Raw genomic sequence first — 13888 nt, 5'->3', positions numbered from 1 at the left:
GAGCGAAAAAACAAATACGCCCCACCAGTCATCGACGCCTCCTGCAATCAGGCAGTGGCTCCCTGCTTTGCCAGCCTGTAGACGGACTGGCGGCTGATGCCCAGACGTTGTGCCACTTCAGTTGCCCCCAGTCCTGAGTCCAGTAGCTCCACCACCTGGGCTGCGTCAATGCTCGCGGGCCTTCCTTTATAGATGCCCTTGGCTTTCGCCTTCGCAATTCCCTCGGCCTGTCTCCCTCGAATCATCGCCCGCTCAAACTCCGCACATGCTCCGATGACGTGAAGCATCATCTTGGCGAACGGGTCTTCCTGATCCGGGCGGAAGGTGAGGTTCTCTTTGTGGAAGCGAACCGATACTCCATCACTGGTCAACCTTTGGACGATGTCGCAGAGGTCTCGAAGGTTTCTCGCCAGCCGGTCGATGCTGTGAACGTGGACGGTATCGCCTGGGCGAACAGCCTTGAACAGATCCGTCAGGCCAGGACGAGAGGCGTCCTTCCCGCTCGCCTTGTCGCTGAAAACCCGGAGGAACTCCAGGCCTGAATCCGCCAGCTGTCGATCAGTGTCTTGGTCTGTGCTGCTTACTCGCAGGTAGGCAATGTCTGCCATGTCGAGGCCTCCTATTGGTGTAACTAATGGGTGTGTCACTAAAATATCAGTGTCACATAACCTGAAGTCAACCCATACGTTACGTGAAGGCGGGGGGAGGCGGAGGGTGGGGTGGTGTAACGCCAGGGTGTACCACCCAACTGTGACACTCAAGACTGAAAAGCCCGAAGTTTGCCGATTGGATTCCAGTCGGCGGTGTTGCTTGCAGCGCCAAGTGGGAGGGCGGCCCAAGATTTTGCCTAGGGCCGACAGTAGACCCCCAGTGATCGGCCTGACTTGCAGAGCGGAGGCAGATTCTTCAGGGTAGTCTTGATGCAAACAGCTCTGCTCTGCGGCCCCGTTCGGGGAAGTCAGGTCGATACCCTACTCATAGGTCGCTTATGGATGAGTTCGACTTTGTAAAACTGACAGAAAACTCCATTTCCTCCTTAGCCAATCTGGCTAGTGCCCTTCGAATCGAAGAGCAGCTTTTATACCAAGCTCTCAACCTGCCCGCAGATCAGCGTTATACGCCTCACCGGCTTCATGGTGGTGATAGGCTTGTATATCGCCCGCATTCTTTAATTAGAAAAATACAAAGAAAGATAAAGAAGAGCATATTGGCGGAGTTGGTTCGTTATCCACAATATCTCTATGGTTCTATAAGTGATCCTGACTTTCCTCGCGACTATATCAGTTGCGTTAAGGTTCATTGCCTTTCGAAAAGTGTTCTTAAGATTGATATAACAAAATTCTTTGACCACATCGAATCATCTGTTGTGGAAGATGTTTTTAGTGATTTCTTTTCTTTCTCTCCTGAAGTTTCTGATGCTCTAACAGATATCTGTACTCTGAACGGTTTTGTCCCGCAAGGTGCGTCGACGTCAAGTCATTTGGCGAATTTGTGCTTCTACAAGGAAGAGCCTAGGCTGGCTCGACAGCTTTCTCGTGAGGGACTTAAGTATACTCGACTTGTTGATGATATTACTGTGTCGTCGATAAGGGCTAATTATGACTTCTCACGAGTTGAGTCGCGTATTAGAGGGATGATTGAGGGGAAAGGACTCTCATTAAACGAGGGGAAAAGTGGCGTACATTACCAAGGGAATACGCATGTAAAAGTTCACGGCTTGCGAGTTAACTTTCCAACACCGCAAATGCCACAGGTTGAAGTTAATAATATCCGTGCAGCAGTAAGGCAGTTAGAGGTGCTTGCTTCTCAGCCAAACTCTAGAACTTCTCCCGATTATCGACGGCTGTTTGAGCGGACGTCGGGGCGTGTTAATAAGCTCAAAAGGGTGGGGCATGCTAAGTACAGTAGGTATCGAAGAGTGCTCAAGGGTATATTGCCTCTACCTTCGAAGAAAGATCTTTATAGATGTGTCGGCCTCTTTGATGGTGTTGTGGCAGACGCTGCGGTGGCGCTCGATACCTATCATTACTATGCGAGATATAATCGGCTGCAGAATAGGCTGAATCTCGTTCAGAGAACGTATTTTGCTCAAGCAAAAGCAATGAGGCGGGCATTGTTAGATATTAGGCCGACATATAATGAGCGCAAAGAGCATTAGGGTTCCATTTTTCCTTGTTTTCGTTTTGTTTCTCCTTGGCTTAACTCTTTCGGTTGCCTCTGCGTATAATTCATCGCAGGGGGAGGGGTTGCGGTTTTGTCTTTCTGAAGAGTGTATAAGATTTGCAAAAGCACACTTTGAAAATTCCTTGTGGCTGCTTAAAAGCACGCTTGAGGTTTGTGTAGCGTTAGCCACGATACTGGGTGTGTATTATGCGCTGAAGACTTATTCGGAAAGCATTTACTCTAGAGTTACTAGGGAAAGGGCTGATCATTTTAAAGTGTTCTGTGGCTTTGTTGAGTCGGCCCCGCAGGAGTTCCGTATATCCATGTCGCTGATGCAAAAGCGAGGGCTCTATTTTTTGATTTATCCGCAAGCGGATGTGGCAGTGTTTGCCGTTTCAGTTGAATACAGAAAGAAACTTAAGGTGTTAGAGCAATTTATGGAAAGGATCAGCAAGTCTTTTGGGGAGGGGGGATTTGACAAAAGGCAGCATGCAGTTCTGATGTATGAGATGTTTTTAGGGCTCTATCTGGAATTTGAAGAGCCGGCATCCCGTAACGTTTTTGAGGACGAGGTGCGAGTGTGTGGGTTCTTGGATTTTATCAATAGTTCGATGCCGGATTTGGAAATAAAACTTTCCGGCGAGAGACACTATAGAATTTCCTAGCAGAGTCTCTGAAAGAACCCCGAATCCACAAGGCGCTTCTCTGCTCTTCACATGAGGGATGAAAGATTTTTTAAATTATATGATTGAATATCTAACATCTATAGATTGGACCGTAGAGAGAGCGGTTTCTATCCTGTCTCTTCTGATAGCTATTCTGGCAGCTCTATATGCTAGACAGAGCGCCATTGTAGCTGGGCGAGCTACAGCAATTGCGGAAGAGGCGCATTTTTTGCAGAAAGATAATCTCTCTCTTTATCTGGTTGAGGGGATTAACTATGTGCCAAAAGATGGTAAGTATATTTTTGCTTTCAATATTGAGATTAGAAATAAGTCAAGAATAAAGAACTCGGTGCACCGTTTGGACTTGGCTATTACCTTCCTTCGGAAAGACGGCAGTGTTGGATGCTTTGTTCTTCAGCATGATCTGGCATTAAGGGATTCAATTGTGGGTCACTCTGTAACTCCAATTGAGCTGCCAATGGATATTGCAGATAAATCTGCTATTGCTGGGTGGGGCCTGTTTTTGTTAGATGTGCCGCTTAAGGAATTTGGTAGGATTGAGAAATATACCGTACGGGTTGTAGATGCTTCGGAAAATCTTGCCCAGGTGGAATCTTATCTTATTAAGGAGTATCGGGTTGTTTAGTCGTACGGTTAAATTTGAATTTCTTGATATAATATCGGATGGAATTGTTATAGACCCCACGATGGCCGATGGTAGACCGTTACCATCAGTGATAATTGATGCAAGAAGAAGGCCGGATATAACGGAGTATTTAATTGCTCACCAGGGGCGGCCGGCGGGAGATGTTTCGACTCAGTGGGGTACTACTAGGTTTGGTTGGGATATTGGTCTTATAATTAAAACTCTAAGACCGATGGAGATTGAATTTGTTCTGGGTCTTCATGCTATAAAAAATGCAGCATTAATTGAAGGTATAATAAGAAATAGTGGGTTGTACATACAATCTGGAGTGCCAGGTGATCGCGTAAGCGAAAAGTATCATGATCCTCGCGTTCTTATTGAGGTCGTGCCCTCTTCTTTTCGCGAGAAGTGGAATGACATATTGCTCAAGGGGACGATTAAATCTCTGAGGGAGAATGGCTTTTCTAAAAAGCAATCAGAAAAAATTAGTGTTGAGAGGATAAGCTTGATGCGAGAGTTCTGGGATAAACGTAGAGAGAAATAGACTGCTCCTTCGCTTAGTTTGATGGGTTTTTACTCTGATTTTCTATATGCTTCTAGCAAGGGTGGGGCGGTATCAAGCTCGCTCGTAGATGCCTCTATTTTGCGTTTTGGCGTGATTTCAAAATATGGCGGAATAGGTGCGGCTCTCTACCTATCGATGCACAGAGCGCCCCCTAGAGGCTGTAGCTTCGACTCTTGGGGGATCAGGCAAGATCCTAACCCTCTGATAGCTCTTTCTTGATGCGATAGACAGTAGCAATGCCGACATCAGCCAGCTTTGCAATCTCTTCCATCGTGTTGCCGTTACGCTTGAGCAGGTCGGCTACCTTGTTCCACTTCTCTTGATTGCGACCTTTCCCGCCTACCTTCTCGCCACGCTGGCGTTTATTCTCAAGGCCCTGCTTGATTCGTTCCACTCGCTTCTCTTGATCCAAACGAGCCATCGTTGCCATTAGGTCGATCAGCATCCCATTGATCACATCCATGATTTGCCCGGTGATGCCCTTGTCGGTGACAAGCTGATGGGTCGTGCCCAAGTCTTGCACTACCAACCGCAGGCCCTTCGACTTGATAACACCCTTCAGAGTCTCCCAGTCGGCCTGAGAGAGACGCGACAACCTATCTACGGATTCCACTAGCAGCACGTCACCAGCCTGAGCAGCATTTAGCAGGCGGAACAGTTCAGGACGTTCCAGCTTGGTGCCGCTGATGTTCTCTGCGTACACATCGACAACGGCCATTTCCTTTTCTTGAGCGAAGGCGATTAACGATTGCTTAGCCCGGTTGGCGTCTTGGTCGTCCGTCGAAGCTCGAAGGTAGAGATGGGCGTTGATCATGAAGTTTATCCTTTGTCATGAATTTGCATAGACAAATGATAATCTATCGTTTGGCTTTATATCAACTGGTGAATGATAGGGTTTCCGCACCAGTTATCGGCATCTTGTATGAGTAGACTCAAACGAGAGGCCTAACTTCTCAGTTCTGAGCAATAGCCACCAGAAATGGTGGTTTGGATAAGAGAGGGATGTGAGGGGTTATCTCGATTGAAGTGCGGCTGTGGGAACGCCCACGAGAAATGAGGATTTGATCAGTGTGAAGGGCTACCGGCTAAGGCCCTCCCTGCGGAAAGCCTGATGGATGGGGCGGGTTTAGGGATATGCACATACAAAACGCCCCAGCGTGTGAGGCCGGGGCGTGGAAAGTCCATTGATACTGAATAGTTATCTGATCAAGTTTTGAGCAGAAGCAGCGTTACAGCCCTTCCAGCAGCTCCGAAAGTGTCATCCCCAACCCATCTGCAAGCACCTTGGCGGCTTCTAGGCTGGGATTGGCAGTGCCTGTCTCTATTCGTGACATGTATGTGCGGACGAAGCCGCATTTGTCAGCAAACGCTTCTTGGCTAAAGCCCTGCTTGCTGCGTAGTTCCCTGATTCGTTGGCCAAAGGCCGTTCGCAATTTCTGATTAGTTTCCATCGAAACATGATGGTTGGCTGTGGCTCAACCGTGAACGCACCAAGTGATGACACACTAATTGGTGGCACACCAATCGTTACATTCTCTTCAAGTGATGGCATCATCTGCTCCTACCTGGGAAGCCCTTGGGGCTAGGACCTACGCGGATAGCTCGAAATGCATACACAGGAGGGAACGATGGAGAAGAGATTGAAGCTGGTTGCGCTGGGGGCTGTCGTGATGCTCGGAGGGTGTGCTGCAACACCTCAGGAGCCAGATATGCCTGCATCTGAAGTGCACCCGACCCCGGTTTGTGTGGGAGAGGAGCAGTGTTCAAAGATGTGGGGGAGAGCGATCGAAGCCATTTCTGTCACCACCGGCATGAAGCTCATGACGGCAACAGATAGCTTCCTTCAAACCTACCCGACTACCAAGATTGGCTACATGAACGGGCAGGTGTACAAAGAGAAGGTTGGCGATCAGAAGTACGCGATTAGGGGGAGATTCGATTGCGGTGGCTATAGCTGGTGCAATCAGTATCGGAACCAGAAGCAGAACCTCTTCAACCTACTGACCCAGGGCTATGACCCGGTGACACATTAGTCAGAGTTTTTGAGAAAACATACAAGGAGCTGTGATGCGCAAGCTTGGGATAATTGCAATCGTGGTGGGGATCATTGTGATCATCTCCGCCCTGAGCATGGATGTTTCCGTTGTGACGGGAATGGGGGGAAGGGTCAATAACCTTGGTCTAATGGCTGATCGTCAGAACTACACCATCTTGGGTGGACTGTTCTTCATAGCTGGCATCCTCATGGCGATCTTTGGTGGGAGGTCACAGGGTAGTGCTGTCAGCGTGGGTGAGCGTCAGTGTCCCTTCTGTGCAGAGATGATCAAGAATCAAGCTATTAAGTGTAAGCATTGTGGTTCTGATGTTGAGCCGATTAAGGCTGAAGAGCCTGTTTCTGTTCGTCAACTAAGTAAGGTGTATAACAAGGACGGGCTTGTTCAGCATTGGGTGGTGGCATTGCCGTTTAGCGATAAAGCTGAGTATGTAAAGGTCAAGGAAGGATTGGTTCTAACGGGGATTCCAGTTCATTCTGAAACTAGCAGTTTTTTGAGGGTTGGGCCTTACTCTGCCAAGGATGAAGCTGGGAGGATAATGCGCAAGCTCATGCAGAACTCTTTGCATGGAAATATCGAAGAGTTTTGGGTGGCTCCAGATGAGAGCGTTGAAGCGACGTCTCTGCAAAGTGGAGTATGTAGATAGTATTTTGTGATTTGAAAGAATGTTGCAGGAATAGCGCCTACGGCATTGTTACCTGCAAATTCTTTTCGATCAATCGAAGTCTTGCCACAGGAAGAAAGGGGCTGATGGATCAACGCCCCCCAAAATAAAAGTCTTACAGGTTTTTTAATGGTTCGTGAGTTTCAGGTGCTGACGCAAAGCATTGCCAATGCTGTCTCAATGCGTTTGCACAATAGCATCAGAATAATTGGCGTAGCCGGTAACTGATGGGTTTGTGCAGTACCTTGAAATAATCTTGAATAGAAGAGCAAACACAGATGGGTTGATCCCTTTCTCTGTGTTTTTGGTCTTTAGGAGTTCTCAAGCTATTCATGAGAATCTCCTGGGGGAAGCTTGGTGAGCGCTTAAGGTTCTCCCAGGAAAACCTCATGAACACTCAAGCTGTCCGCCGTAAGGCTAAGAAGGGGGATCACCCCCTATATGTCTTTTTCGTGCTGAGCTGACTAGCTATTCGTAGAGTATTCCTAGAATGACTCTGATGATCACTATGGATCTTCGAATATTATTCTAGGGTTTTTCTACGATACCTAATCAGCACCTATGAAAAGAAGAAGAGCAGACGGATTTCTGATCTCCGATCCGTCTTGTGCTGGCGCAGATAAACTTTGTGATGCTGGTAATGTCTGGTAGAAGTATTGTAGATAAATTTTAAGATTGCCTATTCCTACGAAATTCCTACGATAAACTTACGATGCGGGGCCCCGTCTTGAGCACGCGTGGCGTCCTCGTCGGGTACACCCCTAGCGGGGTTCCCCTTATTGTATCCGTCGCTATTTTACCTTTTTGTTCCAGCCGCAGTGTTCCGTGGGTTTCAGCCAGTTTCTGCGTTTGTCACTTTTCGCTGTTTGATCCATGCATCAAGTGTTGGCTTGGTCACGCTGACCGTCCTGCATATCTCGGCTTTCTTAGTGCCTTCATCAAACATTCTGAGTGCATCTGCTTTCTTTTGCTCAGCAGTTGGAACTGAGTACGACATCAGGTCAACACTAAGTCCAGCATCAGCAAGGTAACCGGGGTGGCTGCGTAGGTAATGCACAACTCCGCCTAAGGCAAGCCTCGCAGCTTGTATAACGCGCTCAACCTGTCGCGGAGACATTCGTTCGAAGTCGTGGTTGTACAATATCTCACTTGCAACTGTTGTCGAGATTGTGGGCAACCTGAGAACCTTTATCACGTCTCCGACACTGACATTTTCCTTGCCGTTATTCGTTCCGGGGCCAGTGGTGATGGCTCCACGAATGATATCATCCAGCCATCTGGGAACCTCATTATTCTTTAAGGTGACGGGATCAAAATCCGCTAAGGTGACGTGATCGAAGTATCTTGATACCGGGTTGCTGATGATTGCTCTGACATTGGTACGACGCGGTGTCAGCTCAACCACATTGTCAATAGGCGCACCAACGCCATCAGGATAAGCTTCTGCGTCAACGCTGAACGTCCGGCGATAACCGTTCTCTTCATATTCAGTGATTATGGAGCTTACTGTGCCCGGCTTTGGTTTAAATTCTGGAACAACGGCCAGTACGGTATTGGTTTTTGCATCGACAACAATGTCTTCAATTCTTCTTACTATAGTCAATTAATTCTCCTTGTTATATGTTTTCGCTTTCCTCGGACAGCACTGATCCCTCAGTAAGCCCTCTGCAAGCTCGTACAGTGCATAATCTCTTTAAGAAGTGTCCCTAGGGTGGATAGCTATAAGAGTTGCGTATACGAGCCTACAGAGGGCTTCCTGAAGGTGTTAACAGGATTAACTGTTAGCTATGGTTGGCGATGAACTGCTGTAGCTGCGGAATACGATGGCGAGCGTAGTCGTTACTGATGTTCCGCATTGAGAGGAGGGCATCATCAGTGCTCAGCAGATCGAGGATCACCAGGCACGAGTCCTTGTAGGACAGGTAAAGGTCAGTGACTTCGCCGTTGTCATTCTTTACCAAATGATTGAGCAGGGAGTCGTAGCCGCGTTCTGGTAGCAGGGAGAAGGCCGTGCCTAGGATGGTCTCGTTGGACTTGTTCGTCAGTTCGGCAAGGTAGCTGGTGCTAAAGTGAAGTTCGGCTTTAGGGCCGTAAGTACAGGTGCGGGATGGGGCGAGGGTGTTGGTGCTCATTTGGTGTCTCCTGTTCATTGCAAACGAGGAGACGACAAGCCTGCTATGGCTTGGTTAGATTTCCCCCGCTTGCGAGTTATGTTTAGTTTTCATTGCGCTTCACCATTTCGGTTAGTTCTCCCCTCGCCATCGAGGGGAGGGCGACACTACTCAGGTTTTAGCGGACTGTCAATACCCTGGGTGCTTCCAAGGGTAGGGTTAGAGGCGAAAGAGTTCAAAGGTATCTTAGGAGCTGACTGTCTGGTTCGCTCAGGACGGCTTTCCAAGGCATCGAGAATAGCCATCCAACACTATGTCAGGAGGTGGGCTGTCTTGGAGCGCCAATCCTTCGTTAAGCTGCTTTCTTTATCATGCTGCCTCGGATTTTCTTGATTGCACGAGTCATCTCTTTAATCGGAACTCGACTACCGTAAATCCCAAATGTCACTGAATCATCAGCATGGCCAAGCAGTTGCTTGATGATTGAGTCTTGAACTCCTGCCTCGCGTAGATCATCTACAAATGTATGACGGAAGCTATGAAATGTTTTCTTCGGATCGCTGATTCCCAGCTTGTTCCGATACCGACCAAACCACTTTGAGGGCCCGTAACCGTATTTTCCTCTCACAGCTTCAAGCAGAGGGAAGACTCGGGAGGCTCCAGAGACTCGCACTGAGTCTATATACGTTTGGATACCCAGCTCCAAGAGCATCGGATGGATAGGGATAATTCTACGGCTGCTACGGTTCTTGAGTTGCTGTCCTTCGCGGCGATCATCTATACGAATGCAGGATGTGTTTTGCACCAAGCAGAAGTCATCGATATGAAGTTGGCATAACTCCTCCAGCCGTGCTCCTGTGAAACGTGCTAGCAATGGGAGCCAGAACCTACAGGGATGCTTACGAGCCTCATGCCGAAGCGTATCGAGGTTCAGCAGCGTTTCGAGATCGGCGGGGGAGAACGACAGGCGAGCTTCCTTCGCGGCACCGGTCATCACTTTTACACCAGCTAACGGATTCTGGTTGATGTAGCCGTTGGATTTGCACCAGTTGAGGAAGGCTGTGAGCTTTCGTAGGCGGTTGTTGATTGTCACAGCGGTGATGGTTGGGTAATCCATTGCGGAGTCGACAACCTGTCTCAAGGCCATACCTTTGAACTCGGGGCGTTGCGAAAAGTACTGAGGGAGCCTGCTTAGCCTGTGCTTGAGGATTCTTGCCTGCTCTGCATCGAAATCGCTGATGGGCATATCTCCCATCAGTACGAAGAAATCCCGAAGAGCCCGTTGCACGTCCAAGGTGTTTGCCTCTCGCCAAGCTCCGCTACTTTTTCCTTCCTCTATATAGAGCTCCGACAATGTGCTCATTGACCGTGCGGTTGCTGTGGTTCGAGCTAGCCGGCTGGCGGGGTAAGAGCGGCTCTGCGTTGGGAGCATGGTATGAGGGGCTTGGAAGGGCGCAGCTGTGGGCTGCCGAACGTCGTTTCGCCACTGGATGCAGAGCTGACGCAGTTCTTCAACTGGGCTAAGCGGGTATGCAGCAAGATGCAGATGTATCCTTTGGGCTATCCCGCTAGCCAGGAACAGGGCGTTCCTTCGGTCTCTGATATCGAGGCTTATGCGAAGGGTATTGCGTTGGTGATGTAGGTGTTTGGGCAGTCTCAGGTTGAGGTAGTAGACAGCGCCGCGACGAATGATGAAGGCCATGAGTATGACACCTGAGTGGTACAGCAAAGTGTGACAGTGCAGCCACACCCAGGATTTTCAGGACCGATTCTTTATGAAAATTTCGGTTTGGAATTCCTTGAAGACCATGCCCCACAAGGCTTTCAGCGATGCATTTGCCGATCTGGAAGGCTTCGGAAATAGTCAGCCAAAACAACGGGAAATACCTTGCCGAATGCTGGCGGGGCCGCCTCCATTTCAGGGGGCAGAAAATCTTTCGGCGCCTCCTTCTTCCCGTCCTTTCCCCGTTTCGCCATCAGCGGTAGTGGCTGAGAATGCGCTCGATCGTGCCGTCTGCCTTCAGCGTGGCTAGGGCCTTGAGAATTTCGTCGGCGGGTACTTCCGGGCTGTCCAGCACCATGCATGCCAATGGTGTTTCCTCGATGGTGCTGGCGGGCGTCAACCGTTCGCCCTTTGGGAGCGAACGGTTGAACCAGTTCAGTGCAATCTCGCTGCTGATGGCATAGCGGTAGCGACCAATCTGCAGCTTCTTCAGTACCAGTTCCTGGTTGCGTGCTTCGTCGCGGGTCAGCCGCCCATTGTCGAGCAGCGGTTGCAGGCGCGGGTAGTGGTAGCCCAACACAGTGCCGATGGACTCTCCGGTCAGGCTTTGCAACTCGCCCTTGAGGCCGGCGCGGCTCACCAGCAGGTCGCGCTGCACCATCAGTGGCACGCTCCAGCGATAGTCATGGAATTCGTGTTCGGTCCATGACGGCGCGACGTAGCAGCGCACATCCACCACATGGCTGAGCAATGCCTGCTCGACGCGGGCGCGGGGCAGGAGGTGGAAGGCTGGTGCGCGATGCACCTGGCGGGCGGTTTCGCTGAAGAGTTCGAAAAGAATGCCGCCGGTCAGCTTGCCGTCTTCTATATGCGCCAGGGGCATCGCCCAACTGTCGACCACCGAGAATCGCAGCGGGCGATCGTCGGCGAATGCCCAGGCAGAGCCAAGCAGCAGGGTGAAAGCGAGGAGGCGCATCAAGACTCCGATGGCGGCGTTATGGTCACACAATGCCTGCGTGGGCCGGCCCTTGCCAAGATGTGCCAACGGCCACAACTGACATCGAGTGCAATTTACGGTCCGCTTCGCTAGGATTAGCCCACTTCCGCTCACCTGTCGCGATGGATTTCAATGAGTTATCAGGTTCTTGCCCGCAAATGGCGTCCGCGCTCGTTCCGCGAAATGGTCGGCCAGACCCATGTGCTCAAGGCCTTGATCAACGCGCTGGACAACCAGCGCCTGCACCATGCCTACCTGTTCACCGGCACCCGTGGCGTGGGCAAGACCACCATCGCGCGCATCCTCGCCAAGTGCCTGAATTGCGAGACCGGCGTCAGTTCCACGCCGTGTGGGCAGTGCTCCGTCTGCCGCGAGATCGACGAGGGCCGTTTCGTCGATCTGATCGAAGTCGACGCCGCCAGCCGCACCAAGGTCGAGGACACCCGTGAGCTGCTCGACAACGTGCAGTACTCGCCCAGCCGCGGCCGCTACAAGGTCTACCTGATCGACGAAGTGCACATGCTCTCCAGCCACAGCTTCAACGCACTGTTGAAGACTCTGGAGGAGCCGCCGCCCCATGTGAAGTTCCTGCTCGCCACCACCGATCCGCAGAAACTGCCGGTTACCATTCTCTCGCGCTGCCTGCAGTTCTCGCTGAAGAACATGCCGCCCGAGCGCGTGGTCGAGCATCTCTCCCATGTTCTTGGTGCCGAGGCTGTGCCCTTCGAGGAAGATGCTCTGTGGCTGCTGGGCCGTGCTGCCGATGGCTCCATGCGCGATGCCATGAGCCTCACCGACCAGGCCATCGCCTTCGGTGAGGGCAAGGTGCTGGCGGCCGACGTGCGCGCCATGCTCGGTACTCTGGACCACGGTCAGGTTTACGGCGTGCTGCACGCCTTGCTGGAAGGCGATGCCCGCGCGTTGCTCGAAGCGGTGCGTCATCTGGCCGAGCAGGGGCCGGACTGGTCCGGTGTGCTGACCGAGATGCTCAATGTTCTGCATCGCGTGGCCATCGCTCAGGCCTTGCCGGAGGCCGTGGACAACGGCCAGGGCGACCGCGACCGTGTGCTTGCGCTGGCCCAGGCGTTGCCGGCCGAAGACGTGCAGTTCTACTACCAGATGGGCCTGATCGGCCGCCGCGACCTGCCGCTGGCGCCCGATCCCCGGAGCGGCTTCGAGATGGTGCTGCTGCGCATGCTGGCGTTCCGTCCGGCCGATGCCGACGGCGCACCCAGGTCACCACTAAAGGACCTGGGAATCAGCAAGGCCACGGCTGATTCCAACCCGAACCCAGTGGCCGGCGCCGCCGTTGCTGCGCCGGTTGCATCCATTGTTCCGCCACCTGCCACTCCTGATCCGGTAGCTCCCGTTGCGCCGGTCGTTGCCGCGCCTGTGTCTGAGGTTGCTCCAGTCGTGGAGGCCGAGCCTGCTGTCGCTCCCGCGCCGATGGTCGAAGCGGTTCCCGCTCCGGTCGAAGCGCCGCCGCAGATGGTCGCTGCAGAGCCTGTTGCTCCGGCCGTTGAGCCGCAGCCACAGATTGCCGAAGCACCGGTCGACTTGCCGTGGGACGAGCCTGCCGCGCCGGCTCCCACTGCTCCTGTCGCAGCCGAGCCTGCAGCGCCCGCACCGGTAATGGCTGCGCCGGCTCCGATGCACGCCGCTGCACCGGTTACAGCTCCGGTGGCAGTGCCGGCCCCAGTCGTGGCCGAAGCTCCGGACGAGGACGACGACCGCGACGACGAGCCGCCGCCCGCCGAGGACTACTATGAAGTCGACATGGAGTCCTATGGCTATCTGGAGAGCGAGGCGCAGGAAGTTACCGAGCCGGAACCCGAGCCAGCGGCCATGCCTGCTACCGGGCTGGCCGCCGAGTGGCTGGATCTGTTCCCGCGCCTGGGCCTGGGCGGCCTGACCGCCAGCATCGGTGCCAACTGCACTCTGGTCGCCGTCGAAGGGGACAACTGGCACCTGCACCTTGATCCGGTGCAAAGCGCGCTGTTCAACCCCAACCAGCAGCGTCGCCTGAACGATGCGCTGAACCATTTCCACGGCCGTACCCTGAGCCTGCAGGTGAGCCTGCAGAAGCCCGAGCAGGAGACCCCCGCCCAGGCCGCCGCGCGCAAGCGCGCAGAGCGTCAACGCCAGGCGGAGGCGTCCATCGCCGCCGATCCTTATGTGCTACAGATGAAGCAACAGTTCGCCGCGGTCGTCCGCGACGGTACCATTGAACCCCTGGAGGCGAAGGCCTGAGGGCAGGCCGCGATCCGCTGCGCGCCGGCCGGACAGCAATGTCCAGCATT

14 protein-coding genes are annotated in these 13888 nt (G+C 52.4%); 7 read left to right on the top strand and 7 right to left on the bottom strand.

Annotated features, from left to right (window positions below; genetic code table 11):
* Nucleotides 1-47: 47 nt before the first annotated feature.
* Nucleotides 48-608 carry a recombinase family protein gene (locus tag OU419_RS18565; protein WP_043266679.1) on the bottom strand — a complete coding sequence of 187 codons (561 nt, stop codon included), beginning with the start codon at nt 606-608 and terminating at the stop codon, nt 48-50.
* 380 nt (nt 609-988) lie between these two features.
* On the opposite strand from OU419_RS18565, the gene OU419_RS18560 reads away from it, so the two are divergent.
* Genes OU419_RS18560 through OU419_RS18545 form a run of 4 tightly spaced genes read left to right on the top strand, consistent with a single transcriptional unit; the run spans nt 989 to nt 4018 of the window.
* On the top strand, nt 989-2158 hold the full coding sequence (locus tag OU419_RS18560) for a reverse transcriptase family protein (RefSeq protein WP_254475828.1): 1170 nt from the start codon (nt 989-991) through the stop codon (nt 2156-2158).
* Nucleotides 2139-2828 carry a retron Ec48 family effector membrane protein gene (locus tag OU419_RS18555; RefSeq protein WP_254475826.1) on the top strand — a complete coding sequence of 230 codons (690 nt, stop codon included), beginning with the start codon at nt 2139-2141 and terminating at the stop codon, nt 2826-2828. The genes OU419_RS18560 and OU419_RS18555 overlap by 20 nt, the downstream gene beginning before the upstream one ends.
* Before the next feature lie 58 nt (nt 2829-2886).
* Entirely contained in the window at nt 2887-3474 is a 588-nt protein-coding gene (locus OU419_RS18550; RefSeq protein ID WP_254500560.1) for a hypothetical protein, read from the top strand.
* Nucleotides 3467-4018 (top strand): hypothetical protein, encoded by a 552-nt coding sequence (locus OU419_RS18545; RefSeq protein ID WP_254475822.1) that lies wholly within the window; start codon nt 3467-3469, stop codon nt 4016-4018. Before OU419_RS18550 ends, OU419_RS18545 begins: the two co-directional genes overlap by 8 nt.
* Before the next feature lie 214 nt (nt 4019-4232).
* Here the strand turns inward: OU419_RS18545 and OU419_RS18540 are convergent, their stop codons facing one another.
* Nucleotides 4233-4850, bottom strand: a complete 618-nt coding sequence (locus OU419_RS18540) for a recombinase family protein (RefSeq protein ID WP_254476096.1) — start codon at nt 4848-4850, stop codon at nt 4233-4235.
* Between the two features lie 418 nt (nt 4851-5268).
* Nucleotides 5269-5490 carry a helix-turn-helix domain-containing protein gene (locus tag OU419_RS18535; RefSeq protein ID WP_254475820.1) on the bottom strand — a complete coding sequence of 74 codons (222 nt, stop codon included), beginning with the start codon at nt 5488-5490 and terminating at the stop codon, nt 5269-5271.
* 177 nt (nt 5491-5667) lie between these two features.
* On the opposite strand from OU419_RS18535, the gene OU419_RS18530 reads away from it, so the two are divergent.
* Complete coding sequence (locus OU419_RS18530) at nt 5668-6072, top strand: hypothetical protein (RefSeq protein ID WP_254475818.1); 405 nt, start codon at nt 5668-5670, stop codon at nt 6070-6072.
* 34 nt (nt 6073-6106) lie between these two features.
* Nucleotides 6107-6739 carry a zinc ribbon domain-containing protein gene (locus OU419_RS18525; RefSeq protein ID WP_254475816.1) on the top strand — a complete coding sequence of 211 codons (633 nt, stop codon included), beginning with the start codon at nt 6107-6109 and terminating at the stop codon, nt 6737-6739.
* An 850-nt stretch (nt 6740-7589) separates the two neighbouring features.
* On the opposite strand, the gene OU419_RS18520 is transcribed toward OU419_RS18525, so the two are convergent.
* The 4 genes from OU419_RS18520 to OU419_RS18505 form a co-directional block, all read right to left on the bottom strand.
* Nucleotides 7590-8360, bottom strand: a complete 771-nt coding sequence (locus OU419_RS18520) for a helix-turn-helix domain-containing protein (RefSeq protein WP_254475814.1) — start codon at nt 8358-8360, stop codon at nt 7590-7592.
* Between the two features lie 178 nt (nt 8361-8538).
* Nucleotides 8539-8889 carry a hypothetical protein gene (locus OU419_RS18515; RefSeq protein ID WP_254475813.1) on the bottom strand — a complete coding sequence of 117 codons (351 nt, stop codon included), beginning with the start codon at nt 8887-8889 and terminating at the stop codon, nt 8539-8541.
* Between the two features lie 331 nt (nt 8890-9220).
* Nucleotides 9221-10570, bottom strand: a complete 1350-nt coding sequence (locus OU419_RS18510) for a site-specific integrase (protein WP_254475811.1) — start codon at nt 10568-10570, stop codon at nt 9221-9223.
* A gap of 274 nt (nt 10571-10844) precedes the next feature.
* Nucleotides 10845-11567 carry a substrate-binding periplasmic protein gene (locus OU419_RS18505; RefSeq protein ID WP_254475809.1) on the bottom strand — a complete coding sequence of 241 codons (723 nt, stop codon included), beginning with the start codon at nt 11565-11567 and terminating at the stop codon, nt 10845-10847.
* Between the two features lie 153 nt (nt 11568-11720).
* Between OU419_RS18505 and dnaX the strand changes: the two genes are divergently transcribed.
* Nucleotides 11721-13838, top strand: a complete 2118-nt coding sequence (dnaX, locus tag OU419_RS18500) for a DNA polymerase III subunit gamma/tau (RefSeq protein ID WP_254475807.1) — start codon at nt 11721-11723, stop codon at nt 13836-13838.
* Nucleotides 13839-13888 lie beyond the last annotated feature (50 nt).

Source organism: Pseudomonas triclosanedens (genome assembly GCF_026686735.1).
Classification (GTDB): Bacteria; Pseudomonadota; Gammaproteobacteria; order Pseudomonadales; family Pseudomonadaceae; genus Pseudomonas; species Pseudomonas triclosanedens.
The sequence above is the reverse complement of the archived record's forward strand: the minus strand, read 5'-3'. Positions and strand labels throughout refer to the sequence as shown.

What these genes read in the sequence shown, in the direction of transcription:
- OU419_RS18510 (WP_254475811.1), bottom strand. Translation starts at nt 10,570, where the DNA reads ATGGCCTTCATCATTCGTCGCGGCGCTGTCTACTACCTCAACCTGAGA.
- dnaX (WP_254475807.1), top strand. Translation starts at nt 11,721, where the DNA reads ATGAGTTATCAGGTTCTTGCCCGCAAATGGCGTCCGCGCTCGTTCCGC.
- OU419_RS18505 (WP_254475809.1), bottom strand. Translation starts at nt 11,567, where the DNA reads ATGCGCCTCCTCGCTTTCACCCTGCTGCTTGGCTCTGCCTGGGCATTC.
- OU419_RS18550 (WP_254500560.1), top strand. Translation starts at nt 2,887, where the DNA reads ATGAAAGATTTTTTAAATTATATGATTGAATATCTAACATCTATAGAT.
- OU419_RS18535 (WP_254475820.1), bottom strand. Translation starts at nt 5,490, where the DNA reads ATGGAAACTAATCAGAAATTGCGAACGGCCTTTGGCCAACGAATCAGG.
- OU419_RS18525 (WP_254475816.1), top strand. Translation starts at nt 6,107, where the DNA reads ATGCGCAAGCTTGGGATAATTGCAATCGTGGTGGGGATCATTGTGATC.
- OU419_RS18560 (WP_254475828.1), top strand. Translation starts at nt 989, where the DNA reads ATGGATGAGTTCGACTTTGTAAAACTGACAGAAAACTCCATTTCCTCC.
- OU419_RS18515 (WP_254475813.1), bottom strand. Translation starts at nt 8,889, where the DNA reads ATGAGCACCAACACCCTCGCCCCATCCCGCACCTGTACTTACGGCCCT.
- OU419_RS18565 (WP_043266679.1), bottom strand. Translation starts at nt 608, where the DNA reads ATGGCAGACATTGCCTACCTGCGAGTAAGCAGCACAGACCAAGACACT.
- OU419_RS18530 (WP_254475818.1), top strand. Translation starts at nt 5,668, where the DNA reads ATGGAGAAGAGATTGAAGCTGGTTGCGCTGGGGGCTGTCGTGATGCTC.
- OU419_RS18555 (WP_254475826.1), top strand. Translation starts at nt 2,139, where the DNA reads ATGAGCGCAAAGAGCATTAGGGTTCCATTTTTCCTTGTTTTCGTTTTG.